At 42.2% G+C, this 26183-nt stretch carries 24 protein-coding genes; 10 read left to right on the top strand and 14 right to left on the bottom strand.

The genetic code is table 11. The features are described from left to right. Positions 1–123 precede the first annotated feature (123 nt). The 9 genes from VIM89_RS18805 to msrA form a co-directional block, all read right to left on the bottom strand. Positions 124–2205 carry an acylase gene (locus VIM89_RS18805; protein WP_488157723.1) on the bottom strand — a complete coding sequence of 694 codons (2082 nt, stop codon included), beginning with the start codon at positions 2203–2205 and terminating at the stop codon, positions 124–126. Between the two features lie 10 nt (positions 2206–2215). After that, complete coding sequence (locus VIM89_RS18810) at positions 2216–2578, bottom strand: hypothetical protein (RefSeq protein WP_488157724.1); 363 nt, start codon at positions 2576–2578, stop codon at positions 2216–2218. 49 nt (positions 2579–2627) lie between these two features. After that, on the bottom strand, positions 2628–3788 hold the full coding sequence (locus VIM89_RS18815) for a helix-turn-helix domain-containing protein (RefSeq protein WP_488157725.1): 1161 nt from the start codon (positions 3786–3788) through the stop codon (positions 2628–2630). 50 nt (positions 3789–3838) lie between these two features. After that, complete coding sequence (locus VIM89_RS18820; protein ID WP_488157726.1) at positions 3839–5419, bottom strand: Na+/H+ antiporter; 1581 nt, start codon at positions 5417–5419, stop codon at positions 3839–3841. Between the two features lie 71 nt (positions 5420–5490). Next, positions 5491–7719, bottom strand: a complete 2229-nt coding sequence (locus VIM89_RS18825) for a PAS domain S-box protein (RefSeq protein WP_488157727.1) — start codon at positions 7717–7719, stop codon at positions 5491–5493. A 381-nt stretch (positions 7720–8100) separates the two neighbouring features. Continuing rightward, a complete protein-coding gene (locus VIM89_RS18830; RefSeq protein WP_488157728.1) occupies positions 8101–8532 on the bottom strand; it encodes a hypothetical protein in 432 nt (143 codons plus the stop codon). Beyond that, positions 8522–8809, bottom strand: a complete 288-nt coding sequence (locus tag VIM89_RS18835; protein ID WP_488157729.1) for a hypothetical protein — start codon at positions 8807–8809, stop codon at positions 8522–8524. Before VIM89_RS18835 ends, VIM89_RS18830 begins: the two co-directional genes overlap by 11 nt. 361 nt (positions 8810–9170) lie before the next feature. Further along, positions 9171–9686 (bottom strand): peptide-methionine (R)-S-oxide reductase MsrB, encoded by a 516-nt coding sequence (gene msrB, locus VIM89_RS18840; protein ID WP_488157730.1) that lies wholly within the window; start codon positions 9684–9686, stop codon positions 9171–9173. Further along, a complete protein-coding gene (gene msrA, locus VIM89_RS18845) occupies positions 9687–10274 on the bottom strand; it encodes a peptide-methionine (S)-S-oxide reductase MsrA (protein ID WP_488157731.1) in 588 nt (195 codons plus the stop codon). A 364-nt stretch (positions 10275–10638) separates the two neighbouring features. On the opposite strand from msrA, the gene VIM89_RS18850 reads away from it, so the two are divergent. Both VIM89_RS18850 and VIM89_RS18855 read left to right on the top strand, forming a co-directional pair. Then, complete coding sequence (locus VIM89_RS18850; RefSeq protein WP_488157732.1) at positions 10639–11841, top strand: BamA/TamA family outer membrane protein; 1203 nt, start codon at positions 10639–10641, stop codon at positions 11839–11841. 122 nt (positions 11842–11963) lie between these two features. Beyond that, complete coding sequence (locus VIM89_RS18855) at positions 11964–12536, top strand: hypothetical protein (protein WP_488157733.1); 573 nt, start codon at positions 11964–11966, stop codon at positions 12534–12536. A gap of 24 nt (positions 12537–12560) precedes the next feature. On the opposite strand, the gene VIM89_RS18860 is transcribed toward VIM89_RS18855, so the two are convergent. Both VIM89_RS18860 and VIM89_RS18865 read right to left on the bottom strand, forming a co-directional pair. After that, positions 12561–13484 (bottom strand): hypothetical protein, encoded by a 924-nt coding sequence (locus tag VIM89_RS18860; RefSeq protein WP_488157734.1) that lies wholly within the window; start codon positions 13482–13484, stop codon positions 12561–12563. A gap of 121 nt (positions 13485–13605) precedes the next feature. Next, positions 13606–14757 (bottom strand): MFS transporter, encoded by a 1152-nt coding sequence (locus VIM89_RS18865; protein ID WP_488157735.1) that lies wholly within the window; start codon positions 14755–14757, stop codon positions 13606–13608. Between the two features lie 146 nt (positions 14758–14903). Between VIM89_RS18865 and VIM89_RS18870 the strand changes: the two genes are divergently transcribed. After that, positions 14904–15596, top strand: a complete 693-nt coding sequence (locus VIM89_RS18870) for a CPBP family intramembrane glutamic endopeptidase (RefSeq protein ID WP_488157736.1) — start codon at positions 14904–14906, stop codon at positions 15594–15596. A gap of 126 nt (positions 15597–15722) precedes the next feature. Beyond that, positions 15723–16301: a CPBP family intramembrane glutamic endopeptidase gene (locus VIM89_RS18875; protein WP_488157737.1), complete on the top strand. Its 579-nt coding sequence runs from the start codon at positions 15723–15725 to the stop codon at positions 16299–16301. 11 nt (positions 16302–16312) lie between these two features. Here VIM89_RS18875 and VIM89_RS18880 read toward each other — a convergent pair whose 3' ends face one another. Next, positions 16313–16798 carry a peptide deformylase gene (locus VIM89_RS18880; protein ID WP_488157738.1) on the bottom strand — a complete coding sequence of 162 codons (486 nt, stop codon included), beginning with the start codon at positions 16796–16798 and terminating at the stop codon, positions 16313–16315. A 59-nt stretch (positions 16799–16857) separates the two neighbouring features. Between VIM89_RS18880 and VIM89_RS18885 the strand changes: the two genes are divergently transcribed. Further along, the gene (locus tag VIM89_RS18885; protein ID WP_488157739.1) at positions 16858–17079 is read left to right on the top strand and encodes a YodC family protein; all 222 of its coding nucleotides are present in this window, start codon (positions 16858–16860) and stop codon (positions 17077–17079) included. A 124-nt stretch (positions 17080–17203) separates the two neighbouring features. Here the strand turns inward: VIM89_RS18885 and VIM89_RS18890 are convergent, their stop codons facing one another. Then, positions 17204–19066, bottom strand: a complete 1863-nt coding sequence (locus tag VIM89_RS18890) for an ATP-binding protein (protein ID WP_488157740.1) — start codon at positions 19064–19066, stop codon at positions 17204–17206. A gap of 357 nt (positions 19067–19423) precedes the next feature. On the opposite strand from VIM89_RS18890, the gene VIM89_RS18895 reads away from it, so the two are divergent. Both VIM89_RS18895 and VIM89_RS18900 read left to right on the top strand, forming a co-directional pair. Continuing rightward, complete coding sequence (locus VIM89_RS18895; RefSeq protein ID WP_488157741.1) at positions 19424–20149, top strand: hypothetical protein; 726 nt, start codon at positions 19424–19426, stop codon at positions 20147–20149. 102 nt (positions 20150–20251) lie between these two features. Then, entirely contained in the window at positions 20252–21028 is a 777-nt protein-coding gene (locus tag VIM89_RS18900) for a hypothetical protein (RefSeq protein ID WP_488157742.1), read from the top strand. 132 nt (positions 21029–21160) lie between these two features. Here the strand turns inward: VIM89_RS18900 and VIM89_RS18905 are convergent, their stop codons facing one another. Beyond that, the gene (locus VIM89_RS18905) at positions 21161–22504 is read right to left on the bottom strand and encodes a sensor histidine kinase (protein WP_488157743.1); all 1344 of its coding nucleotides are present in this window, start codon (positions 22502–22504) and stop codon (positions 21161–21163) included. Positions 22505–22806: 302 nt separating this feature from the next. Here VIM89_RS18905 and murG point away from each other — a divergent pair, with 302 nt between their 5' ends. Genes murG through VIM89_RS18920 form a run of 3 tightly spaced genes read left to right on the top strand, consistent with a single transcriptional unit; the run spans position 22807 to position 26179 of the window. Beyond that, positions 22807–23913 carry an undecaprenyldiphospho-muramoylpentapeptide beta-N-acetylglucosaminyltransferase gene (gene murG, locus VIM89_RS18910; protein ID WP_488157744.1) on the top strand — a complete coding sequence of 369 codons (1107 nt, stop codon included), beginning with the start codon at positions 22807–22809 and terminating at the stop codon, positions 23911–23913. Positions 23914–23970: 57 nt separating this feature from the next. Beyond that, positions 23971–25329 carry a UDP-N-acetylmuramate--L-alanine ligase gene (gene murC / locus VIM89_RS18915; RefSeq protein ID WP_488157745.1) on the top strand — a complete coding sequence of 453 codons (1359 nt, stop codon included), beginning with the start codon at positions 23971–23973 and terminating at the stop codon, positions 25327–25329. After that, positions 25322–26179, top strand: coding sequence for a cell division protein FtsQ/DivIB (locus VIM89_RS18920; protein WP_488157746.1), 858 nt, complete (start codon positions 25322–25324; stop codon positions 26177–26179). The genes murC and VIM89_RS18920 overlap by 8 nt, the downstream gene beginning before the upstream one ends. Positions 26180–26183: the final 4 nt, after the last annotated feature.

A 26183-nucleotide genomic window follows, 5' to 3' on the forward strand; every position in this document is an offset into this window, starting at 1 on the left:
AACCCGACGCCAGGATTGTTTGTTGTTGATAATAAATGGTTTATCGGTTTATCTCGCATATTTAAATGGAATGAAATTGAGGTTGAGACCGCCTGGGTGATGTATTCTTAACAGAAATCATAATCAATAATTCAATATTTCCTTTTCCTCCAGATTTTTTAAAACATCTTTATAGTTTAACAGTGCCGGGCGCAGTTTTTTCTCAGATAAAAGTTTCAATTGATCGCCCATATGCTTGTTGCCAGGCTGAGAAGAGTTACCGTAGCTCAGTAGCACCATTGCTTTTGGTTTATTTCCAAACTCGATAACTGCAACATAAGAATCACCACCGTCCGCTACAAATTTGCCGTCCTTGTCACTGAAATAGTTTATTGATCTGTATGAACCAAAATCCGGTGGGGCACCATTGGCCGGGTAATCGAACTTACCCCGTCTGAAGCGAGCCACCTTACCCCATGAAATATCAGGAGAGCCATACATCTGGATCACCTGTGCCGCTGCCTGTTTAAGTTTTTCTACCGCGTATTTAGGATCGTATAAACCATTTGGAGTTGTAATAGGATGATTGATGTCATACTTGTTTTTAAAAAAAGGCTTGCCTCCGCTGAACATATTGTTACACCATTGAATAAAGAGTATTGCACCGCGACTTGCTGTATCTGCGCGTCTGTCCCATGCTTTTAACACTGCTGCAGCTTTGGTTACAAGTGTATCAGGATCTTGATCAGCAGCTTGCAACAAATCATCCAAACATCTGTCAGCGATTTCGAGCCCCGTATTAAGTTTGTAACCGACGAACTGGTTGAGGGTAACCGCATGATTATCGCCGATCATATTAATAGCCCGTTCTTCGCGCATATCTACGGAAGACCATGTTTGATAAGGCGCTATGTAAGCCGGGTATTTCCGGTGATCTAAGGCCAGAGGATAGGTGCAGGTCCATGGCACATCGTTGCAATTTTGTACAAACCCCGAAGGCGGGTTAAATACTTTAGGCAAGCTGTCGTAAGGCAGTATTTTGGTCCAGATGTATTTAGATTGCGTGCCATCCACATTATAATGCCAGAAGTCAAAGTTGCCTCCGCTTCTTTTTGGAAAGTTGCCGCCATCCAGGTACATGATATTTCCTGCTTTGTCGGCATAAATGACGTTGAACATTGGCATCTGCATCATTTGTTCTGCGGCTTCAAATTCCCTGAAGTTTGATGCCTTTGCCATTTTGTGATATTGTTCAATCAAATATGGGTTGTTCAACCCGGCAATCCTCACAGCGTAGGCATTACTGCCTTTTTCGCTAATTACCGGGCCTTGCTCTGCGTCCCTGCAAATCAATTGCTCTTCTTTAAGAGAGCCATCATCCTGCTTAATTTTCAGTGTTACCGTTCGTGTTTTAAAAGCTCTCACTGTTCCATCCAATAAATAGCCATTGTCTTTAAGGCTCAATTTGTAGGTCGTAGCCGCGTCAATCACGTTGTTGGTATGTGTCCATCCAAGGTTGTTGTTGAAGGCAATGGCCAGCATCGGCATGCCTGCGAGCGCAGCGCCATAAGCTTCAAATCCGGGACTATTCAAATGCGCTTCAAAAAATGTAAATAGACCACGCCAGGGCAAATGCGGATTTGCCATTAGCAAAGCGTGCTTTGATGCCGACCGGCCGGCTGCTATAGCCATTGCGTTTGATCCGGGATGACCTCCTTGCTGCCGTGCCTGGTAAATTTTGTCGCCCGCAACAAATGTCAGGCTCAATACATTTATCATATGGGCAATTACATCTTGTGAAGTTATTGGAAGTACCTGCTTATAGCCTTCGCCGATATTTTCAGGATGTGATTTGGCATAGTCATTAATGCCCTTTACAAATGCGTCAAGATAATCCCGGTATTCGGCATGCTGTTCGTTATATATCCTTTGTGCCAATGGGGCAAGATCAAATCTTTGTACGATTTCATCGTTATTAAGAAACCTTTTACCCCAGTATTCAGCCGCTACACCACGTGCCTGGGCATACAACTGAAGCAAAAGATTGGCATCATTGTGCATTTGGGCCCAGCCTAAGGCATAATACATACCTGCAGTAGTTTTACTGTAAATGTGCGGGACTCCATAATTATCCCATAATATCTGTGGATGCTTTTGCTGCGCAAAGCTTGTGCAGCAAATAAAAAGCAAGCTGCACGCTAAAAGTATTGTGATGATGCGCTTCATAAATGAGAAATTATTTGCTGACCTTGTTCCAAACGTCTTTGGCGCTCACAATTAATTTAGCGACCTTTTTGTCTCCGCCGCGCACAAACTCTACTGACCAGCCCTGGCCCGCAATTATAAAATTATCGCCATTTAAATGATCCAGGTGCTTTTCAACTTTATCCCACGATTGTGTTGCTACCAATGCACCGTCCTGAATTTTAATTATCACATACAGGTTTGTATCGCGGCTCAGTTCATATTTCCCCGTATAGTCGGTTAAGGCGTCCTGATGAAAGCCGGAAATTATTGTGTTAAAAGTAAAACGTGGTGATGCCTTAACTGCAAATGAAGCTACGATGAGAGATAAGCTTAAAATCAAATGTCTTTTCATAATTTTTGTTTTTTGAGCAAAAGAAGACACCTGGGTGATGTTAACCTACTCAAATCATGATTTGAGTAGTATTCGGGTCTGATGCAAGCTTTTGATATTGTCCGGGAGTTACACCTGTAATCTGTTTAAAGCAGCGTTGAAAAGTAGCCAGTGAATTAAAACCGCAATCCAGGCCGATAGCTGCTATAGTAAATTGCCGGCAGGCCGGGTCTACAAGTTTCCTTTTCGATTCTTCAACCCTGTACTCATTTATAAAGTCATTGAAATTTTTCCCGATGTGATGGTTTAGTAAATTAGAAACGGAGCGTTCAGTTAGCAATAATTTGTCGGCCAGCATATCCATTTTCAGCGAGGGATCAAGGTAGACTTTATCGGTTTCCATCAGATAAATTAGTTTGCTCTTATAAGTGTTTGCTTCCTCGTCTGTGAAATACACTTTCGGGATCGGCTTTACATATTCCAATACGTCTTCTGCCGTCATATGCGATTGGCGCTGGTAAATAGCCATACCTGTCCAGTAGATAAATATGGTTGCAGGTATAAATATGATATAATAGCTCCAGACGTAAGTGTATGTATATAGTATTACGGTTATAAGCAATCCGATTGTTTGTGCGATTATCATATAAACAATATTCCGGGCCCGCTTCAGGTCAGCCAGTTTGTATGCAGATTGACTGTCAACTGCCAGTTGGCTACGTATCATCCGCAAACAAGCAATGGAATAAGCCGATAAAGAGAGCAGGACGGGAAGGTTATCCAGGAAAATACTTCTTCTAAAAAGAAGTCTCTGAACAGCGGGGGTGAAATAAAATTGTTGTACTGAAGGGATGGCTAAAATGCCTGAGATATACAAGATGGCTATAATCAGGAATTGCATATCAAGTACCAGTGGAAGAAAATGCCAATAATCCTTTTTATCTAATCTAACTTTATTGTATACCAGGCTGCGGATATAAAAATAGAGCATTGGGCCTACCGCCAGTCGTAATACAGGAATAAAGGGAATAATACGGGTATGGGCCTCCAGATATCCTGATTGCTGTGCTTCATTCACAAGGGTTATTTCGGCTATGACAAAAATTAATGCAGCTATCCAATAGTTGCTGCGGATCTTTCTGGAATGATAGGCCAGCACAATAGATAATACCAGGCCATGCAGTGCCAAAAAGAGAATAATAAAATCGACTATGCCAAGTGAGGTATACACTACGCCAATTTAGATTAAAATACGCTGATTAAAAATAACCTCATTACTAATTAAATTATCTTAAACTTCTCTTCCTCCAGATCAAGCTGACGCAGGTGTTTCCGGATAATGTCTTCGTCGATATGACCGTCGATATTGTTCCGGTTGATTAGCCACTTTCTTTGCTCGTCTATTACCTCAAGATATATTTTTTTGCTTTCGGCAGGAATTTGAGGGTCGAGTTCCTCGTTTATTTTTGAATTCCATTTGTCGATCATTTGCTGCAGCAGGGGATGATTGGCGAGGTGGTCTTTATAGTTGTCGTTAAGGTGTTTGATTGCATTCCTGGCAAGCCCTCTTTTTATCACTTCTTCTGCTTTATCATCGGGTAAATAATCATCAAACGCCGGCAATGCTATCTTCCTGAGCAGATAGGGAAGTGTGAGACCCTGAAGAAGCAGCGTAGTTAGTATGACAATAAATGTGATAAACAAAATCAGGTTACGGTGCGGAAAAGCTGAACCATTATCTAACTGAACAGGAATAGACAAGGCAGCCGCGAGCGAGACTACACCACGCATTCCTGTCCATCCTAATATGAATGGAACCCTGTAGCCAGGATGTCTCGGGTCGGCTACTTTGATGAAATTGCGGGCGATCAGGGTAACAAATACCGCTCCATAGGCTGACAATATCCTAACGAGTATTAATATTCCGGTTATCAATAAGCCATAGCCTATAGCACCCTGAAAGCTTATGCCCTCCTGTCTCAGCCCGTCAGTAATTTCGGGCAGGTCCAGGCCGATCAGTAAAAACACCAGCCCGTTGAGGAGGAACACAAGGCTCTCCCAAAAGTTTATGCCCCGTAAACGGGAAGAGCTTCCTAAAAAATAATGCCTCTTGTTTGACAGGAATAATCCACCGCTGACAACCGCCAATACGCCCGAGCTATGCACTTCTTCGGCTGCCATGTACATTACATATGGAGTAACCAATGTAAGTATAATATCCATATTCACATCAGTCGGCAGGTATTTATGTGCTTTCATAAATATAAGGCCAATCAGTAATCCTATCCCAATACCTCCCAATAACATCCATACAAAACTTAAGGCAGCATGATACCAGATAAACTGGCCTGTACCGATGGCTATTAAAGAGAAACGGAAAATGATAAGCGATGAGGCATCATTCAATAAACTTTCACCCTCCAGTATTGACGACATCCGTTTTGGGACTTTTACGAATTTTAGAATAGCACTTGCACTTACAGCATCGGGTGGTGATACTATTCCGCCAAGCAGAAAACCTAATGCCAATGAAAAACCCGGAATGTATGCGTTGGCCACAAAAGCAACCGACATAGCAGTAAGAAAAACCACCACAAAAGCAAAGCTACCCACGATGCGCCGCCAGCGCCACAACTCTTTCCATGATATGGCCCAGGCAGCTTCGTATAAAAGTGGGGGCAGAATAATAAGGAATATCAATGAAGGGTTTACATGCAATACAGGTATTCCGGGTATAAAACTTATGAGTAATCCCGCGACGACAAGCAATACGGGGTAGGCAACTTTTATTCTATCTGCCAGCATTATCAATAATATAATGGCGACAACCATTACCAGGAAAAAAGGGAAATGAGCTATCATAAGGTATTAGCGTTACGGATGTGTACCGTTTAGTAACGGAATGAATTTAGGCAATGTTTGGGATTGTTTGCTTATAAATCTTCCGTTTTGTTGATGATGCGTTTGATCACATCATCCAGTTCCTGTGTTGCTGATTCGAGGTGTTGCAGTAATTGCTTGTCAGGGTTTTGGTTCTTGATATCTTTAAATAATTGTATCAAACCTAATATGCTGGCAATAGGCTTCCGGATCTCGTGCGAGTTGATAAGAGCTATTTCGATGAGGCGTTCGTGCTGTTTTTTTAGTGTAGAAATGTCCTGCATGGCGCCGATCATTCGTTTACCGATACCATTTTCATCCCGGATGATAACTCCCCGGTCTAATATATGGGCATATTCTCCGCATGCTTTACGGAAACGGTATTCATGGGTCCAGTGTACCATGGTACCGTATTTCACCTGGTCGGGATATAATACAACACGTTCCCGATCATCGGGATGAACATTTTCGGAGAAAAACGGTAGGTTATCATAGCTTGTGCCTGCACGATGGCCAAACAATTTTTGCATGTTATTGGAATAATAAACTGCATTTGTTTCAAGATCCCAGTCCCATATAACATCAAAAGTGGCTTCCATGACATATTCAAAGCGCTCGTTGGTTAGCTGAATGGCCTTATGCCGGTGATAGTTTTCAAGGATGATGCGCAATAGATGGGTAGCTCTCTCAACCGTATTTTCTTCCTGTTTGGAAGGAGCCCGTTCTTCGCAGCAATAGAGAGCGAATGTGGCCATTACTTCATCATTGCTATCGATGACCGGGTATGACCAGCAGCTCTTCATGGGATACCTTGCAATTATTTCGCGGAAGTTTTCCAAACGAGGATCAGTTGTCATGTTACTGACAATTATCTTTTCTTTTAACCAGGCTGCTGTTCCACAGGCTCCCATTTGATCGGCAATAGGTAAGCCATCCGGGAATTGCCAGAATTCGTCTGGCAGGCTGGGCGCTGAGAGTCCGAATAGTCGGTCATTATGTTTTTCGAGCACTGAGCATTGAATACCTTTATGCAGAGATTCCATCCCTGATAAATAAAAGCTGATAATCTCTTTCAATGATTTTTCGTTCCGTGCGCTATATTCCAGGACCTGTTTTTCAAGGGTATCAAGCTCCTGGTAGTAGCGTGTTTCTGTTACATCCTGTACAATAGCGATGGATGCGCGCCGGCCATTGTAATTGATGAGCTCGCCACGGATGTCCATGTACATCACTTCACCGCTCTTTTTTAGATGACGCCACAGGCGTTGATGACTTTGCTCATATGCTTGCTCCGATATGGTGAACTTATCGACAAGCGGGATATCTTCTGCCGGACGTATATCGCGGATATTTAGCTGTAAAAATTCTTGTTTAGTATAGCCATATTTACGTACTGCAGCTTCGTTGCAATCAATAAATTGCTGTGTTTCAAAATCCCATACAGCGATGGGTAAAGGGTTATTGTCGAACAGGTAACGGTATAGCTTTTCTGACTCTATAAGTGCTGCCTTGCTTTTCTTTATTTCCGTAGCATCACGGGCAATACCATAACGGACATTTTCCCGTGGATCAGCAACTGCCGACCAGTGCAAAGGCACCAGTGCCCCATTTTTATGAACATAGTGGTTTTCTACGTTGGTCACTTTTAGCCCGGCTTTAACGGTATTAGCTATCTGCAGACTTCTTTCCTTATCAGGCGGATAAATAAAGTCGAATAATCGCTTACCGATCATTTCTTCCGGTTTGTATCCAAGAACATTTTCTGAAGCCGCATTAACGCTTACAATGATATCGTCTGTATCGATAGCAAAGATCATATCGGCAGACGAATCCATTATTTTTCTCAGATCGCTCCTTGTTGCTTCAAGAGCCTTTGATTTCATTACCTCGTCCGTTACATCCATAATGGTAGTGATGGTATAATCTTTGTTCTTTACCGGGATGCTTTTTACATTTATAAACCGCTTTTCGCCAGACCTTGTTACAATCTCAACAGACGGCCACCGCATAAGTAATTGGTCGCCGGTTCTCAGATCGGCCTGCATTTTATCTATTATTGCCTGCCGGTAGTCATCATCAGGAAAAATTTTAAGAAGAAGCGTCTGCTTATCTGCTAGTTCACATTGCGGCCAGCCAATCACCTCGCTGAAACGGGCATTAGTATACACGAAGCGGTCGTCGTCTTTTTTACTGACCGCTATACCTATAGGTAATTCCTGAAAAATATCTTCTATAAATGCATCACTCCCAATTAATGCATCTAAGGTATTTAATGGACTCATTATCTCCTTTCAAATATTCAGCATATCAACTCCTGTCAGCAATTAATGCGATAATGATGATCCCATAATTGGCATATCACTTTTTACGAAAATAATACCAATAAGTTAAATAGAAAAGCGAATATTAATTTAAAGGAAATTATATATCAAAGTGTTTATTTTTATATATAATTTTCTTTTGATTCTGTAGAAATTCTGGAATTTTTTGCTACCTTGTTTTTCTCACAAAAAATGTGATAAGGTTTAGGTTAAATGCTCCTGCGTGCGAGACGATGGAGCATTTTATTTTTGAGCGCTTCTTGTTTCAGAAAAGGCTTGAATGATGAGTATACCGTTCTATGGGAGCAGGAATTTCTCGCGAAAGATCAAAGAGGAATGGTTTTAACCTTCAGGACTCAAATGTTCAAAGTAATCTGATACCTCGGCTTCTGTTATTTCAGTCAAAATATAGGGGCATATTCTGCATGCATCGTACTGTTTTTGTACGAACCACCTGCATTTGTGCCTTATGGAACATGGGAAATGTGGATCAATCTCATTTACAGCATCCAAAAACTGAACAACACGGTCGGCTACACCGCAGCCTGTACCTGTCCATTGTTTGCATCCGCCTTCAATACATTTATTAGTAAACCTGAAGCGCTCTTCGGCCGGAGTCGGGTGTTTCTTGGCCTGCTCAATAAACTCAGCATCTATAGTGAGCGCCTGAGGAAAAATAGCGATAATGCCATTTTCAAGGCGGGCGCCAAGCATTAATGAGCCCTGCTTGCAACGATGGGCAGGGCACATTATTGGGTCATGGTCACTGCTCATTTAATTCAGCGCTTAACGGACCTTCATTAAAAACACGCCCCTGTACTGTTTTTTGCACTTCGGGGCCGAGTTCAGCACGCTCCCACACAAGGATGCCATTGATAATCGGGCCTTTGAGATATTGAACAAATGGCACGAGCGCCACATTGTTGGGTAACTCAATATTCCCCAGTTCTTTTGCAACCGCACTGTGAATAGCTGCGTTTATGCTTCTTCTTTGTGCATCAGTTAAACTCAGATTGCCGAGATCAACTGTAAATTGATTGTTTGTATTCATAACGATGATTTTAAGTTTCCTCAGTTCTGAATATTAGATCAACATAATAGATAAAACCTTTTGTTGGGTTTTGGCCTCTTTATTTTATTCGGCAGGCAGGTAAATTTTTAGAATTATACTAGATTTTGTTCGCAGATCTAATATTTTGAAATATTCTATCAGGGTCTTAATAGATAGTTAAATGTAGGCAGATCTTCCAGGAAAAAGCATAGTGAAAACACCCAGATTTACCGGGTGAAAACACCCATTCTTTTGACTCCGTAAAGCTTAACAGAAATAAAGGGGCCTATCTGATAATTGCTTTGGTATTTTAAATTTAACCGAATGACACAAAATCAGACATCACAAAACAGGCTGCTTTTTAAAACCCCTGATCTGGCTGAAAATCCAATGAAATAGAATTCATGCAGTAGCGCTTGTGTGTTGGCGGCGGGCCGTCGTCAAAAATATGACCAAGGTGAGAGCCGCATCGTGCACAGCGCACCTCGGTGCGTTGCATGCCGTAGGAGTTGTCCTCTAAATAAACAACACTGTTTTTGCGGACAGGCTCAAAAAAGCTGGGCCAGCCGCAATTACTGGCAAATTTTGCATCAGAACGGAATAGCTTATTCCCACAAACGGCACAATAGTAAGTGCCTTTGGCAGTGGCATCCCAGTATTTGCCGGTAAAAGCAGTTTCGGTGTCGCTTTCACGGGCTACGGCGTATAGTTTTGGAGATAATATCTTCTTCCATTCGGCATTGCTTACATGCAGCGGTTTGGTATCGGTATTGGAATAGTAAGGGTTATTCCCGTGTCCTTTATCACTTTTTATATTTTGTGCCGATGCCCCGGAAATCGTAGCAACGACAATCAGCAACGTTAAACGGAATCTCATTTATTTCAACTTATTTTTAAAGACAGCCTTAAACTTTTCCAATTCGGGTTGTATCACATATTTGCAATAAGGCTGATCGCCATGCAGGTTGTAATAGTTCTGATGGTAACCTTCTGCTTTATAGAAAATCGTGTAAGGCGTTACTTGTGTCACGATCTTGTTCTTGTAAGCTTTAGCCTCGTTCAGCTTATTAATATAGTACTCAGCCTTTTGCTTTTGCTGAGTATTATGATAAAAAATGGCCGAACGGTATTGTGTGCCTACGTCGTTACCCTGACGGTTAAGCTGAGTAGGATCATGGGCGACAAAAAATGCCTGTAGCAGGTCGTCATAACTGATCACTGATGGATCATATACGATATTACAAGCCTCAGCATGTCCGGTTTCGCCGGTGCAAACCTGTTCATAAGTTGGGTTTGCAACATGCCCTCCGGTAAAGCCCGATGTTACCTTTATGACACCTTTTAATTGCTGGAATTTTGCTTCAGTACACCAGAAACAGCCTGTGGCAAAAGTAGCGGTATCTGTTTTGGCAGGTTTAAAATGGCCGTTGACAAACAGCGATAAAAAACAAAGTATTTTGATCATATACTCAATAAACGGTATTGGTAGAAACGCAGATAGCTGACGGAATCAATTTGATGCAAATATGACAATTTGTGTGAAGTTGATTGAGTTGGATTAAGTTGATCAGTTAAGTGGTTTAACCACTACAACATTTATCTCCTTCTAACAACTTAATCCAACCTAATCAACCATTCAACTCAATCAACTATTCACCTATATGTAACAATCTTGTCTTTTAAGATTATTTAACATTTGGGGAGTAATTTAAATTAAACTATTTGCGCTATTTGCGGTCGTAGCGTTTTTAACCCCTGAAACGATCGTTCACAAGTTGCAAAATATAGCGTGCTGGTATGTAAAAGCTTTGCTTTTACTGCTGATTGTTATGTCATCGTTTTCTGCTTTTGCGCAGAACGACAAATACATTCCACTGGCAAGCCAGCCGGATACTGCCAGGCCCCATACCGATACCAGTAAGCTCACCGATTTGCGCGATGTGCTGCAAAAAACCTTTCATACAAAATGGTTAAGCCGGAAGGGCGATTCGGTGGGGTTACACCCGGTGGCATCCATAGTACCTGCTTTTGGTTATTCGCTGCAATCGAGATTCGCAGTATTGATTTCAGGTAATGTAGCTTTTCGTACGGCTCCGCAATCTAATGTGTCCACTTTTGTCGGGAGCATCGCTTATACGCAAAATAAGCAGGTCACGCTGCCAATTCAATCAAGTATCTGGAGCAAAAACAACAATTATAATTTCGTAGGCGAAATCCGATTGTATCATTATCCGCAGTCTACTTTTGGATTGGGCAGCGCTTCGGATATAGAAAACCAGGCGCCGATGGATTATAACTATATCCGGTTTTCAGAGGTAGCACTGAGGCATATTACCGGTAATTTTTATTTGGGTGCAGGTTATATAATCGATTATCACGCGGATATCACTATCGGCCCAACGGAGAATGGTACAGAATCAGATTACCTGATCTACAGGAGAAAGTCAACAAAAACACACTCTACTTCAACGGGTTTTACGCTAAACGGGCAGTTTGATGACCGGGATTCGCCAATCAATCCTACTGCGGGTTTTTATGCAACTTATGAGTTCAGGCAAAATCTGAAAACAATGGGCAGTACGTTTACCTGGAGTTCCTTAATACTGGATGTACGCAAATATTTCCGTTTCCCTGAATCATCGCACAATGTACTTGCATTCTGGTCGTACGATTGGCTGACGCTAGCCGGGCGGCCGCCTTACCTCGATCTTCCGTCTACTTTGTGGGATGCCTCTACCAACGCAGGCAGGGGATACATACAAGGCCGCTTTCGCGGCGCCCAAATGGTTTATGGTGAAACGGAATACCGTTACCGTATTACCAGTGATGGTTTGCTGGGGGGCGTGGTGTTTTTTAATGCCGAATCTTTTTCGGCTGAGCCAGGTACGCGGCTGCAAGCCATACAACCTGCTGTCGGGCCCGGTTTACGTATCAAACTCAATAAAGTGTCCCGTACAAATATCAGCATCGATTATGGCTTTGGCCGGCAGGACTCTCATGGGTTGTTTATTAATATCGGTGAAATATTTTAAGGCTTATTTAAGGAAGGTTAACTCAAAAGTTAATAATTGTTAAATTTCAATATTATGACTTTTAGGGTATTGCAAAACCCAATTATTTACCTAAATTTAATCTATCACAAAAGGAAGTGCTTATGGTGAGGTTTTCCATCCTTTTTTTAGGTTTTTTAACGCTGATATCAGTTGTGCTAACTGCCTGCCAGAAGGATGAAAATGTAACTCAAACCACTGCCCAGGTAACCGACTCCACTAAAATAAGCTCTATTCCTTCATCAGGTAATTTTCTTGCGAGCAAGGGTACTTTGACTGTTAAACTCAAAGATTCTGTTTACTCTTTTAATGCAGAACAGGATTCCATTGCATTTGTGAACATCAATATAGATGGCGAGCAATACTACGGTGTTACCGCTATAAATAAGGCCCATACAGTTAGCTTTGGCATCAGCTCGTCGGGCGCACCCATTGATGATGAAGCCAGCTATATATCCGGCGCTCAGTTTTTGTTAAAGGGAACAGGTAAAAAGAACCTGGAGTATACACTGATCCAAAGCGAGCGACCTCAGAAATTGGGTAATATAGCTATTGAAAAATATAATCAGGATACTACGCTTGCCAAAGGCTCTTTCCATACTACGCTTGCTACAGATACCAAAGCCACCTCTCCAAAATATGATGTGGAAGGCAGCTTTGAGCTGAAGATAAAATAAGGCACGATTTTAGGATTTTATTTATTACTCCAAATCATATTGCTTTTGTACATATTGAAGCAAATCGGTAGCCCTCTCTCTTAAACCACTGTAGTCTCTTACAAGTTCAGCACTATTTACTTTTATCAAAGCCATGTCCGCGCCTAATTGAGTAATGTCGGCTTGGGTAAGGTTCCGCATTTGCGCATCGGGTAATGCTTTATGATTAAAGGCAGCATTGAGGTTTGCAGGCGTAAAATGTTGCCGCAAAAACGGATCGAGCATATTACGTTGGTATTGCAAGTAAATGTCCTGAACAGTACTCGCCAATTTGGCTTCTCCTTCATATTCTGCAATAAGGCTGATAATCTTTGACTCTGAGAACTGTTTCAAATGTAATTCGTTTTTGATGGCCGCACTGGCTCCACCACTTGGATGGAACGGGAACAAATTATGGGATTTAATGATCAGCTTTTGTAGCTCTTTTAGATCGATTTTTGCTAATGGTTGTTGCGAAAGAACAAATAAACTATCGTTAGCCGTTTCCACTTTATGTACCTGGAAGTTGCTGGCCCTATTTAACTCGGAAGTATCGGCTTTTAAATCCTGAACCAACTGCGCAGTTAACTGGCGGGCATGTTCATTATTGGTGATATTCTCCCTGATGTTCTCAGCAATAAAGCCCATCATCACAGCAATAAATATCATCAGTCCTTCCAGCAGGTATTCTTTAAGTCCTTTTTTTTCTACTTCGGGGTGGTGGTGTACTTCCATTTTGATTTCGGATTTCGGAGTTGCGATTTCGGATTTATTTTCGACTTCGGGTTGCGAAGTGTTGACTTCGGGATGGATATCCTCTTTCGTTTCAACAGCTTTCTGCTTTGGTCTTTTAGCTTTCTGCTCTGACCTCGGACTTCGGGCTTCTGATTTTTGCACTCTGCCTGTATTTTTCCTATTGGTACCGCTCATAAATTCAGAAAATAAAGATATTAAATGTGTCTTAATTGCCCAATGGTCAGTAGTCAATGGTGAATACTCAATAGTCAATGGTCATTGCCACTATTCACTATTGACTATTCACCACTCACTTCTATTCCTCTATTTTAGATGTCATCCAGACGATCAGTAGTCCCAAAACAGCGATGAATGAGAATGCCCAGCGCAGGTTGGCAGCTTGTGCTACAAAGCCTACTAAAGGCGGTACCAGCAGGAATCCTAAATAGCCTACGGTTGATACGGCTGCAATGGCCGGTCCGCCGCTCATGGACTTTGACCTTCCGGCTACACTGAACACCAAAGGAACCATGCATGATACACCGAGTCCAACAAGTGCATAGCCTGCGATGGTTGGTATTATGTATGGAAGAGCGATGGCAACTGCAAAACCGCTTACAATGAGCACGCCACTGTATCTCATTACCATTTTGATGCCCTTTCTGTTTACTATATGATCTCCGGCAAAGCGCCCGGTAGTAACAGCTATCATGAAGACTACAAAGGATGCAGTGGCTATCACTTTTGTAGCATGTACTGCCTTAAATATGTAGACGCCACTCCAGTCGTACATTACATTTTCGCAGGCCATGGATGAGAAGCAGATCAGGGCAAATTTGAGCAGTTCTTTATCGGGAAGTGAGAATATCGGTTTGCGTTCCTGTGGTTCAGGTTTTTCATGCAGCGTATTGGGCCATGCGAGGAACGCGATGAGACAAAGCCCTATGCTTACCACCAGCAAATGCCAGGTTGGGGGCACTTTAAAAGATGCCATTATCAGGCTAAATACTGATCCGGAAAGCCCGGCAAAGCTCCAGATACCGTGGAAAGTGGTGATGATGGATTTTTTATATAGTTTCTGAACGCCAACAGATTGCGTATTGATACTGAGGTTAAGAATATTGCGCGATGAGCCGAAGAAAAATAAAATGGCGATGAATTGCCAATATTCGGTAGTAAAGCCAAGCAGCCCCAGCATCAGGTTAAAGGCTACGGCGCCTACCAGCATAATACGGCTGCTGCTGAAAGTAGCGAGCATGCGGCCGGTAATGGGCATGGTGATCATCAGTCCGGCAGGAAGCGCCAATAGTGCCCAGCCCAGGAATGCCTCGTTCAGATGGAGGGATTGCTGTATGTAAACGATGCGCGATGTCCAGGTGGTATACCCAAAGCCCGACACAAAGAAAAACAGCGCATTGGCGATACGTATTTGACGGGGTGATTTGGTGAGGGCGGTCGCGGTATGCACTATGATTGTTTGAGGTGCTAAAATAGTGAATTAGTGAGTGGTGAGTAGTGAATGGTCAATTAAAATTATTCACCATTCACCACTCACTACTTTAAATTTTGTGATGACAAGTGATTTGTTTATTTTCATCATGTTTAATTGAAATAATGGAGACCTCAACCATCACATCCTCTAAAAAACCAAATAACACTATTCTTTTCGGCGGTATTGCCCTCACACTTGGCCTGCTCATTCTCTTTGATATCTGGATGGGACATATGCAAATGGCGTATTATGACAAGTTGTTCTACTCTCGTTTTATCTACTGGGGTATCCTGGTGGTGTTACTCTTTTATGCATTTAAAATAGAACGTCAACCATTTCTGCTTTGGAAAGAAGAGAATAATGCGATAGGGTTTTTTCTGCTTTCGGTGCTTTTGTTGTATTTGTCAAGCATAGGAGCGGCATTTGTATCAGCTGTGCCCGTTCTCCTGGGCCTGCATGAAAAGAACATCGTAATGAAAAAGATAATAGCACTTATTACCGGGCACCAGGCGATGATATTTTTCATAGCGCTCACAGCTGGCGTAACTGAAGAACTTATTTTTAGAGGCTATTTGCTTACACGCTTATCGCAATTGTTTAAAAATAATGTTGTGGCGATTATAGTGTCTTCCTTGCTATTTGCAGCATTACATTACAAATACGGCAGTCTGCGCGAATTGATCTTTACTTTTCTCATCGGCATAATATTCAGTATTTATTATATCAAATACCGTAATATAAAGGCGATTATCATAACACATTTCCTGATAGATTATATCAACATGAATATTGCTACACATTTGAAATTGAAATAACCTAACCTTTATTTTATAATGCTCAGCCCAGACCTTAGTAACATTCATAAACCTCAAATTGTCATTCTTATCATCGGAATACTATTAGCTGTTTTAATGTCATTTGGCATTAATCTTATTATTGGGATGTTTAATATCAGCTATCATGACAAGATTGTTTACGCTCAATTTGCAAAGTGGATTGTTGTTGCTTTTTTATTTTTTTATGCGAACCGGATTGAAAAACAACCTCTGCTTGTATGGACAGGAAACGACTCAAGCGTAGGCTTTACATTACTTTCCGTACTGGTACTTTATGTGGCGTACATATTAGAAGCCATTGTTTCCTCTGTACCATATTGGTTCGGCTATCGCGATAGCTATCAGTTAATGCGTATAGAAATGCAGGTGCTCAGGGGGCATCCATTATTAATATTTTTTATTTCCATTACTGCAGGAGTCACCGAAGAGTTGATAATCAGGGCTTATGTTTTAACCAGATTGTCGACTTTTTTTAAAGAGCCTTATATCTCCATAGTTATATCATCTGTAATTTTTTCCGCATTGCATTATAAGTATCATAGTCTGAGTGAATTTATATTTACTTTTCTATTCGGAGTTGTAGGCAGCGTTTACTATATCAGGTACCGTAATATACATGCATTGATACTCGTACATTTCTTGGTAGACTTCATCGTGTTTACGACTGCGCAGCATTATTATTAAATTTGATTAATTCACTTTCGCCACTTAAACGACTTGTCATCTATAGCGCGCATAGTACACAAGATTCCTTCCAAATGATCGTATTCATGCTGAAGTAACTCTGAAAGATCATCTTTCAAATGCCATTGTTGCGACTGCCAGTTTTCGTCAAGGTAATCAATGGTGATCTCCCGGTGTCGCATTACTTTGACCAGCAGATTCGGAAAACTCATGCAATCATCCCATAACTCGAATTTTTCATCACTTAAATTGCTCAGGGCAGGATTGATAAACGCCACAGGCCGGTCAATATTCATATAGATCAGCCGTTTCATAATCCCCAACTGCGGTGCAGCAATTGCACGACCGAAATGGTAGCGCTCACGTATCTGCTGCATTACGTTATGCAGATCGGCCACCCAATCTTTTACTTTGGGAAGCTCTTCTGGCAGAACAGGTTCACATACCTGGTAAAGGCGCGGGTCGCCGAGCGGCAGGAGATCGTCAAGAGTTTTCATGATACATCAAAAATACCTGCTTTTATGAAATTTGTGGCAGGCTTAATATCTTTACCGTTATGGAAAAGAAATTCATTTTAGGCGATATTGTGGTAATGATTGCCGACGGTCCAAAGATGGCTGTTGAGGGTTATGTAGTAGAGGATGACAGTAAAGGCGGCTTTATTGAAAGCGATGAATATGTGAACGTGGTTTATTATACTCCTGATGGCTTTAAACGTGACACTTTCCACCAGGACCTGCTGATACATATTGATGAACTGGATGATGTTGAACCGTAAGGGATGTGAAGATGTGCAGATGTGCAGATGTGCAAATGTGTGGATGTGCAAATGATTAACTTATAAATAATCGTCAATACGTCATCCTGGTATTGCAAACTGCAAACTCAAAACTGCAAACTGATTACACCGGCAACGTAAACCAAAAAGTGCTGCCTTTTCCTATTTCGGTATCCACACCAATTTCACCATTGTGTTTTTTGATGATCTCTGAGCAGATATAAAGGCCGATTCCCAATCCCGAATTGCTATTGTTTCCGTTATTTTGTACCTGGAAATAACGGTCGAACAAAAAGGGGATCTTTGACGGCGGTATGCCCGGACCATGGTCAATAACAGAGACCTTGGCCTCTATATGCCTGTTTTCGATAAGGATATTAATTTCCTTGCTTTCTTCGGCATATTTTATGGCATTGCTTACCAGGTTGGTCAGCACCTGTTCTATTCGTTCAGCATCAGCAGTTACTTTCAATTCGTTTTCGCCAATTACATTTATGGTGTAGCCTTTGGGTATATTCATCTCGCTGCTGCAGTCGCGAATGAGCTTAACAAGGTCAAATGCCGACCGGCGCAGCGTGAACTGTCCCTGGCTGAATTTGCTTACGTTTAGCAAACCTTCAATAAGTGAGGTTACTTTATTCACACTTCTATTGGCACGACCGATCATATCATCCAGTTTATCACTGCTCAAATTGCTCTTTTGCATTTCGATAAGCTGTAATGATGCCTTCAGGGTAGTAACCGGCGTTTTTAGTTCGTGACTGGCTATGCTGATAAAGTCGTCTTTTTGTTGCTGCAATACTTTAAGCTCCTGTATATCGGTAGCGGTACCGGCCCATAAACGAATGCTGCCATCATCGTTCCGGATAGGTTGCATGCGCACCAGGTGCCAGCGGTATTCTCCGGTCCTGCTTTTTTCGCGTATTTCAAATTCACCGCCAATCCCTTTTCCTAAAATTAAGCTTAACTGATCCAGGTTGTATTGCAGATCATCAGGATGTACCACAGTTTTCCATCCCCATGCTTTCGATTCCTCAAAATTGAGACCGGTGTACTCAAACCAACGCTTATTATAGAAATTTATACTGCCATCTGGTGTGCTGGTCCATGCAATCTGCGGAATGGTATCCATTATATTCTGTAGCCGTTTCTCGCTCTCCTGTAGTTCATTGGTTCGCATACTCACACGTTCCTCCAATTCATTGTTCAGCGTTTGAAGGCTTTGTTTGGATTCGTTCAGACTTTCATTGCTTACAATATATTCTTCGTTCAGGTTCGTTAGCTCTTCTATTGCCGTAGCGAGTTCCCTGTTTACTTCGGCTGTTTCCTTTTCCTTAGATACCAGTAGCTTTTGCATCATCTCTTTTTCATCGATGCCTTTGCTGATGTTTAAGAAGAATAGCAGCGAAACGGTTACCGCCGCGATTGAAGTAATAATGATCATTACGGGGGCAAGATTGGTATACTTGTTCAATTCCTTAAGCTGTATATGCAATAGCTCTGTTTCCTGAATTTCCATTTTGCTGACGGCTTTACGCAGACTGTCCATCATCGATTTACCCAGTCGCAGGTCGTCAACATAAATAGTATCACGTACCTGCTCTTTTTGGATCATGCTGGCCAGCAGGTTATTTTCGTTATTCAACAGTCGCCTGGCCATTGTTAAATAATGCTGCTGATAAAGATTGCTGCTGGTTAATTGCTCAACCTGGTTTAAAAGGTTTGAGGCGCTTTGGTAGGCACCTTTGTAGGGTAATAAAAAGTCGTCCTGATCTGTAAGTATGTATCCGCGCTGGCTGGTTTCGGCATCCTTCATGACCGACATTACTTTTTCGAGCTTTAGAATAACGGAATTACTATGATCAACCAGGTTGTTGCTTTCGAGTAAATTGGTAATAAATGTATAGGAAACGGCAGATATAACGACCAGGATGAAAATAGAAATCCCAAACCAGTATTGTAAACTTCTATTTAGTCCATTTTTCATTAAGTGATGTAGTAAAGTAGTTATGCAAAAATAACCCGCTTAAGCAAAGAAACAAGACTGCTTTTAATTAAAGATTAAATGCCTTAACAAGATAAGCAATTTTTTGAGGAAATCAAAGCTTAATTATTGGCGATAGCAGGCGGGCAGACTAAAGCTCAATGTTTGCAATTATAAAATACTCAGATAGTTATAGTCGATTTTAAATATTAATATTTAAATTACATGACGGAACCATATGTGCAGCGGGCAGTGTGCTGTTTCCAGTACCACAAAACAATTATTACAATTCATAACTGGCAAATGCACCCAAAAAACAAAAGAAGTGCTAACTGCCAACTCAAAACTGCTAACTGAAACATGGAAGTTCACCACCACCCCGAAGTAGAAAAGAAGGGATTTAAAGAATATTTGCTTGAGGGCCTTATGATATTCCTGGCCGTTATGATGGGCTTTATTGCCGAAAACATCAGGGAAAACATATCCGAACATAAACGTGCCGCTGAGTTTGCCCGGTCGTACTATGGTGATATAAAAAAAGATACTGCGCTGTTACACCAGGCACTGCGTTTTTCGGCGCATAAAATAGCCGCAATTGATAGCATTGAAACCGATATGCGTCAACCGCCTGCCGCCTGGAACGATACAGTGATTTTTGCTAAGGGGATTGTTGCCAGCGCGGTTTTGCCTTTTGAACCTTCAACTGAGAATTATGAGCAGATGAAATCGTCGGGTATCATTCGTAGTTTTAAACAGAAGATGGTAGGCTTGATGAATGAATATGATCTGCAGGCAAAGCACGTTGAACGCCGTGAGGACATTACTCAAAAGTTTATCACCGAACAGATGGTTCCCCTGATTATAACCACGGGCGATTTGGGAGTTTCTTACGATATTATGACCAGGGCCAGGATCACACATAACGCGCATTTAGACTGGGACCCGGTTGTGGCAAGAAAATATCTTAATATGGTGATATTTATTAAAATTTTGACCTTACGGTCGATGCAGGAATACAGAAAACAATTGGCCGTAGCAGATAAGGTTTTGAAAGAGCTGGAGAAAGAGTATGAGTTGGAGGAGTAGTCAAAAGGCAGTTTGCAGTGGCCAGTTAGCAGACTTAAAAACAAGCAAGCTTATAAAAATAAATTTACTGCAAACCGCAAACTTAAAACTGCAAACTGAAACATGGAAGTGCACCACCACCCCGAGGTAGAAAAGAAAAGCTTTAAGGAATACCTGTTAGAAGGCCTGATGATATTTGTAGCCGTAACGATGGGCTTTTTTGCCGAGAGTTTACGTGAGCACATTAACGAGCGCGACCGGGCAAAGGAGTTTGCTGTAACACTTTATGCCGATTTGAAAGCCGACACCGCGGAGCTGCATGAATACCTGGCATATACAAAAAATGCTCAAGCCAATATAGATACGTTGATGCAACTATTGACTGATGTTGAACCCGGGCAGGTACCTACAGGTAAGTTGTATTGGTTTGGCTTATGGGGTGGTGCCTACAAGGTATTTATACCGCACGATGCGACGCTGCAGGAAATGAAAAATTCGGCTTCGTTACGTTATTTTGCCGATTTACCCTTTAACCGTGAACTGACACAGTATGAACAGTTGGGTCAAAACCTGAAAACTTTTGAAAACCTGACAGATGGTGTTTATACAGAAGTAAGAAAAATCAGGGCGCAGCTCTTTAGTTTTAAATATAATGCCATTATCAATGACGTTTCGCACATAAAAGACCTAAAATTGCGCAGGGAAAAAATTGACACCTTTATCAAAACCAATCCACCATTGCTGAATACTGATAAAGTGCTTTTTAATCAATATGTAGAATTGGTACGCTCCAGGTTTTTAGACCGTAAGATTGTTTTTGCATCTGAAATTTTAAACCATGCTGATACATTGATCGAAGAGCTGAAAAAGAAATATAAGTTGAAGGATGGGGAGGAGTGAAGCAGTAGGCAGTAGGCAGTAGGCAGTAGGCAGTAGGCAGTAGGCAGTAGGCAGTAGATAAAATTTAGCTAACAAAATACAAACAAAATCGAGTAGTTGCAAACTGCTAACTAAGAACTGCAAACTGAAAAATCACCCCATTGGCATAAAAATATAAAATGTAGAGCCCTTGCCGGGAGCGCTTTCAAAATCGATGTGGCCGCCTTGTTGTTCGGTAAATTCTTTACACAGAATCAATCCTAAACCAACGCCCTTCTCGTTGGCAGTACCGAAGGTAGACCTAGCCTTTAAGGTAAACATGTCCGCTTGCTGTTCGTAAGGTATGCCGCGACCGCTATCGGTAATGCTGATACGGCATTCGTTGTTGATGCGCTGAGTGTGCACTTCAATCCGGCCGCCTGCAGGTGTAAACTTTATAGCATTACTCACAATATTGCGAACCACCAGTTGCAGCATGTCGCTATCCGCTACTACACTAATGGTTGGATCGACCTCGTAAGTAAGATCGATATCCTTCTTTGTGGCCATTATGCGCTCCATTTCGAGCGTGTTTTTCAGTGTCTCGTTCAGGTTCATATCGCTCAACTTCACTACGACGCCATCCATTTGCGATTTGGACCATATGAGTAATTTCGAGAGCATATTCAGTGTGCTTTGTGTTACCCGCAGCAGGTCGCTCTCCACTACTTCACGCTCTTCTTTATCCAGGCCATATTCTCCCACCAGCTCAAGATAGTTCTGGATGTTGCTAAGTGGACCGCGCAAATCGTGCGCAATGATTGACATCAGCTTGTTCTTCTCAGAGTTGATATGTTCCAATTGCTCGTTTTGTGCCAGTATGTATTGATGCTGTTGCTCAATGTCCTTTCGTTTCTCTTCAACCTGCAATCGCTCAAAATCGTAGCTATGGCGTACATTTCTGATAGTGAAATACATGATGCACACCCCAACCAGGTAAGCTGCCGTAACGTCAATAAAACGATCTGAGCGGCTCAGATAAGTGTAGGGTACCAGTTTGGGATAATAATATTCGATGCCGTGCATTGCAAGCAATAAGACCATATTTACCGCAAACCAATATTTATGTTGCTTTTGAGGCGTAACGAATATGATGAGATATAACGCAAGGGCGAAAACCACATCATTTGGCCCGCTGATGCCCGAATTGTAAAAATAATTGATGAAGAATAACGCATTGCAAATGACAGCGGTAATGAAGATACTGCCCCGTACTTTGCCAATAAACCGCGACCGGTAAAAGAAAAACGCAAATACAAGCCCGGCTACTACGCACAGGCCAGCTGCTACCCATTCACTGATGATCAGGTTGACAGGCGTGGTAATAATCATGGCGATGACCATAATGATGCAAAGCGCGTGAAATATCCTGTATTCGAGAGGGAAGACGGAAGGATCGCCGGTGAGGTTTGCCCAGCGCGAACTTATTTTATCACGAAAAGGTAATTCGGTATTCACTTTAGATCCCTCAAATCTACTAAAAAAACGAGACAGCCCAGTGTAAATTTCTTTAATGTTAAAATAATGTCGTATTAGTCAGCGGGCTGATCGAAATGATTTTTGGGACTTTATACGGATAGATAAGCTATTGGTTGAGTGAAGTTTTTTGATAGTCGGAAGTCGGAAGTCGGAAGTCGGAAGTCGGAAGTCGGAAGTCGGAAGTCGGAAGTCGGAAGTCGGAAGTCGGAAGTAAATTGAATCGGCAAATATACGCCATTCACCAATGAACTAATGAACCAGTGAACAAATGAGCTAAAAGGATGAAAAAACACAGGCATAAGCGAATCATCATTAGCGGAGGCGGCACCGGGGGGCATATCTTTCCGGCGATTGCTATTGCCAATGCTTTGAGAAAGCTTGATCCTGAAGTAAAAATACTTTTTGTAGGTGCCAAGGGGCGCATGGAGATGGAAAGGGTGCCTGCGGCTGGTTATGAAATTGTTGGGCTGAATATACAAGGCATCCAGCGTAAATCGATACTGAAAAACCTGATGCTGCCTTTTAAACTGATTGGTAGTATCCTGAAATCACTGCGTATCATTCGTGATTTCAGGCCTAATGCAGCGGTGGGTGTTGGAGGATACGCGTCGGGTCCCTTACTCTATGCAGCATCGCTAAAGAAAGTGCCTTACCTTATACAGGAGCAAAACTCTTATGCAGGCGTCACCAATAAACGTTTAGGCAAAAAGGCTAAGAAGATTTGTGTGGCTTATGACGGAATGGATAAGTTTTTTCCGGAGGACAAGATCGTCATCACGGGCAATCCTATACGCAGGGAGTCGGTTGATATTGCGGGGAAACGTGAGCAGGGATTAGAATGGGCTAAGCTGTCTGGCGATAAGAAGACCATTTTTATAACAGGTGGAAGCTTGGGTGCACGCACATTAAACAAAAGCGTGCTGGCCAATATCGATAAGATCATTGAAGCTGATGTGCAACTGATATGGCAAACAGGTAAATACTACTATCCGGATATCATGGAGTCATTTAGAGGCAAGGTTCATCCGAATATCCGCATAATGGAGTTTGTGGACCGTATGGATTTGGCCTATGCTGCTGCCGATATAATAATATCCAGGGCAGGTGGTACTATATCGGAACTTTGTGTGGTTGGTAAGCCTGCTATCCTGGTGCCTTCGCCGAATGTAGCAGAAGACCATCAGACTACCAACGCAATGTCGCTGGTGGCAAAAGACGCTGCAATTTTTGTGGCCGATAAGGATGCCCAGGCTCAACTGATGGATGTGGCCCTGGAGCTTTTAAATGATAAGAAGAAACAAAAAGAATTAAGCGATAACATCAGCAAACTGGCCCTGCCGGATGCTGATGAAACGATCGCGAAAGAGGTTATACAAATAACAGGTTAATTTAAATTTCAGCCTGCCCTCCGTGCGGTTGCGGAGGGAGGCTTTTTTGAGAACAAGATGGAACTGCAAAACATAAAGCGGGTATACTTAATAGGCATAGGCGGCATCGGCATGAGCGGATTGGCCCGTTACTTTGCCCATTTGGGCTGTATTGTTTGCGGTTACGACAAAACCTCAACCGACCTAACCGACCAGCTGCATAACGAAGGCATCCAGGTAATATTTGAGGACAGAGCCGACTGGATACCTTATGCTTTCCAAACACCCAACGAATGCACGCTGATCATTTATACTCCCGCAGTACCAAGAGACTCAGAAATATTGAACTTTTTCAAGAACAATGGTTTTGAGTTATTCAAGCGTTCCCAAGTACTAGGATTGATCAGCCGAAGCATGTTTACTATTGCGGTTGCCGGCACGCATGGCAAAACCACCACCTCGTGTATGATTGCACATATTTTGAAAGATTCAGGCAAGGATTGTTCTGCGTTTTTGGGTGGTATTGCATCTAACTACAACAGCAACGTGTTGTATGGTAAGAATGACATTGTAGTAGTTGAGGCTGACGAGTTTGATCGTTCGTTTTTGACCCTACATCCTGATATAGCGGTTATTACCTCGATGGATGCCGATCACCTGGATATCTACGGCAGCCATGATCAGTTAACAGAATCATTTCGGCAGTTTGCATCGCAGCTGAAAGAAAACGGTACGCTCATCTACCATGAAGATTTGCCTTTAACAACCGAAGGAATCACTTATAGCGGTAAAGGTCCGGCAGATGTAAAAGCATTTGATATCAGGGTTAAGGATGGCGATTTCTATTTCGACTTTAAGAACAGCAGCACGCAGATAGATAATATCAAACTGGGTATAGCCGGTATTCATAACATCGAGAACGCGACTGCAGCAATCGAAGTTGCTCTAAAGGTAGATATAGAACCAGCGCTAATTAAACGTGCACTGGAATCATTCAGGGGAGTAAAGCGTCGCTTTGAGTACATAGTAAAAACAGACAAACACATTTACATAGATGACTATGCGCACCACCCGGAAGAGTTGCGTGCGGCTATTTCATCCATCAAAACATTATATCCAAATAAAAAACTCACAACAATTTTTCAACCGCATTTATATACCCGCACCCGTGATTTTGCCGATGGCTTTGCCGAAGTGCTGGATATGAGTGATGAGTTGATTATGCTGGATATATATCCCGCGAGGGAATTGCCGATTGAGGGAGTCACATCTGATATGATTCTCAGCAAGATGCAAATGTTAAATAAACGGAAATGTGGAAAACAAGAGGCGGTCGATCTTGTGAGGATTGAAAAACCTGAGCTACTTTTAACGGTAGGGGCAGGCGATATAGACCAATTGGTTCAACCTTTAAAAAAGGCTTTGGAAAATGTTTAAGAGACTCATCTGGAAACGCATTTTAATCGGATCGGCCTGGGCGGTTTGCCTGGGTGGGCTGGTGGTGCTCATGAGTTTTATCGGCTTCAAAGAGTCAGGTGTGTTCTGCAAAGCGGTGAAGATTTATATTCCGGGTAACCAGTATTTCATCGACAAAGAAGAAGTAGATCATATCCTGAAAGTACACAAACACGAGTTGGTTGGCCGCAATATGGAAAGCATCAACCTGCACGATCTGGAGAATAAGTTAAAAGCTAATCCATTCATCGAATCGGCAAAAGTGTATGCCGATATGGACGGCGTGATCAAAGTGGAGATCAGTCAGCGCCAGCCGGTGATGCGGGTAATGAACCAGGCGGGACAGGATTTTTATATCGATCAGAACGGGTTGAAGATACCGATGTCATCAAACTTCACGGCAAAGGTGCTGGTGGCAAACGGATATATTGATGAAGCTTATGGCGGCAAACTGGATACGCTGCATACAGATATCGCCAAACAGCTTTATAAAACGGTTCAGTTCATCAACAAGGATTCGCTTTGGACAGCACAGATTGCACAACTGTATGTCAACACGAATCACGAGATCGAATTGATACCACGGGTAGGCACTAACCGCATTTTGCTGGGTAATGCCGATTCGCTGGAGAACAAGTTCCATAATCTGCTGGTGTTTTATAAGCAGGCACTGCCGCAGGTGGGGTGGGACAGGTATAAGATCATTAACATCAAATTTGCCAACCAGGTAGTGGGGGTAAAAAGCGATAATTTCAAAAAGGATTCGCTAAAGGCAGTAACCGCCAAAGCAGATTCAATAAAAATGGGTAAAGATACATTCACAAACAATTAATTAA

It is taken from the genome of Mucilaginibacter sp. (genome assembly GCF_036568825.1).
Lineage (GTDB): Bacteria > Bacteroidota > Bacteroidia > Sphingobacteriales > Sphingobacteriaceae > Mucilaginibacter.

Excerpts from the sequence above, each read along its gene's own strand:
- VIM89_RS18805 (WP_488157723.1), bottom strand. The coding sequence starts at position 2,205 with ATGAAGCGCATCATCACAATACTTTTAGCGTGCAGCTTGCTTTTTATT.
- VIM89_RS18810 (WP_488157724.1), bottom strand. The coding sequence starts at position 2,578 with ATGAAAAGACATTTGATTTTAAGCTTATCTCTCATCGTAGCTTCATTT.
- VIM89_RS18820 (WP_488157726.1), bottom strand. The coding sequence starts at position 5,419 with ATGATAGCTCATTTCCCTTTTTTCCTGGTAATGGTTGTCGCCATTATA.
- VIM89_RS18825 (WP_488157727.1), bottom strand. The coding sequence starts at position 7,719 with ATGAGTCCATTAAATACCTTAGATGCATTAATTGGGAGTGATGCATTT.
- VIM89_RS18830 (WP_488157728.1), bottom strand. The coding sequence starts at position 8,532 with ATGAGCAGTGACCATGACCCAATAATGTGCCCTGCCCATCGTTGCAAG.
- VIM89_RS18835 (WP_488157729.1), bottom strand. The coding sequence starts at position 8,809 with ATGAATACAAACAATCAATTTACAGTTGATCTCGGCAATCTGAGTTTA.
- msrB (WP_488157730.1), bottom strand. The coding sequence starts at position 9,686 with ATGAGATTCCGTTTAACGTTGCTGATTGTCGTTGCTACGATTTCCGGG.
- msrA (WP_488157731.1), bottom strand. The coding sequence starts at position 10,274 with ATGATCAAAATACTTTGTTTTTTATCGCTGTTTGTCAACGGCCATTTT.
- VIM89_RS18850 (WP_488157732.1), top strand. The coding sequence starts at position 10,639 with ATGTCATCGTTTTCTGCTTTTGCGCAGAACGACAAATACATTCCACTG.
- VIM89_RS18855 (WP_488157733.1), top strand. The coding sequence starts at position 11,964 with ATGGTGAGGTTTTCCATCCTTTTTTTAGGTTTTTTAACGCTGATATCA.
- VIM89_RS18860 (WP_488157734.1), bottom strand. The coding sequence starts at position 13,484 with ATGAGCGGTACCAATAGGAAAAATACAGGCAGAGTGCAAAAATCAGAA.
- VIM89_RS18870 (WP_488157736.1), top strand. The coding sequence starts at position 14,904 with ATGGAGACCTCAACCATCACATCCTCTAAAAAACCAAATAACACTATT.
- VIM89_RS18875 (WP_488157737.1), top strand. The coding sequence starts at position 15,723 with ATGTTTAATATCAGCTATCATGACAAGATTGTTTACGCTCAATTTGCA.
- VIM89_RS18880 (WP_488157738.1), bottom strand. The coding sequence starts at position 16,798 with ATGAAAACTCTTGACGATCTCCTGCCGCTCGGCGACCCGCGCCTTTAC.
- VIM89_RS18885 (WP_488157739.1), top strand. The coding sequence starts at position 16,858 with ATGGAAAAGAAATTCATTTTAGGCGATATTGTGGTAATGATTGCCGAC.
- VIM89_RS18890 (WP_488157740.1), bottom strand. The coding sequence starts at position 19,066 with ATGAAAAATGGACTAAATAGAAGTTTACAATACTGGTTTGGGATTTCT.
- VIM89_RS18895 (WP_488157741.1), top strand. The coding sequence starts at position 19,424 with ATGGAAGTTCACCACCACCCCGAAGTAGAAAAGAAGGGATTTAAAGAA.
- VIM89_RS18900 (WP_488157742.1), top strand. The coding sequence starts at position 20,252 with ATGGAAGTGCACCACCACCCCGAGGTAGAAAAGAAAAGCTTTAAGGAA.
- murG (WP_488157744.1), top strand. The coding sequence starts at position 22,807 with ATGAAAAAACACAGGCATAAGCGAATCATCATTAGCGGAGGCGGCACC.
- murC (WP_488157745.1), top strand. The coding sequence starts at position 23,971 with ATGGAACTGCAAAACATAAAGCGGGTATACTTAATAGGCATAGGCGGC.
- VIM89_RS18920 (WP_488157746.1), top strand. The coding sequence starts at position 25,322 with ATGTTTAAGAGACTCATCTGGAAACGCATTTTAATCGGATCGGCCTGG.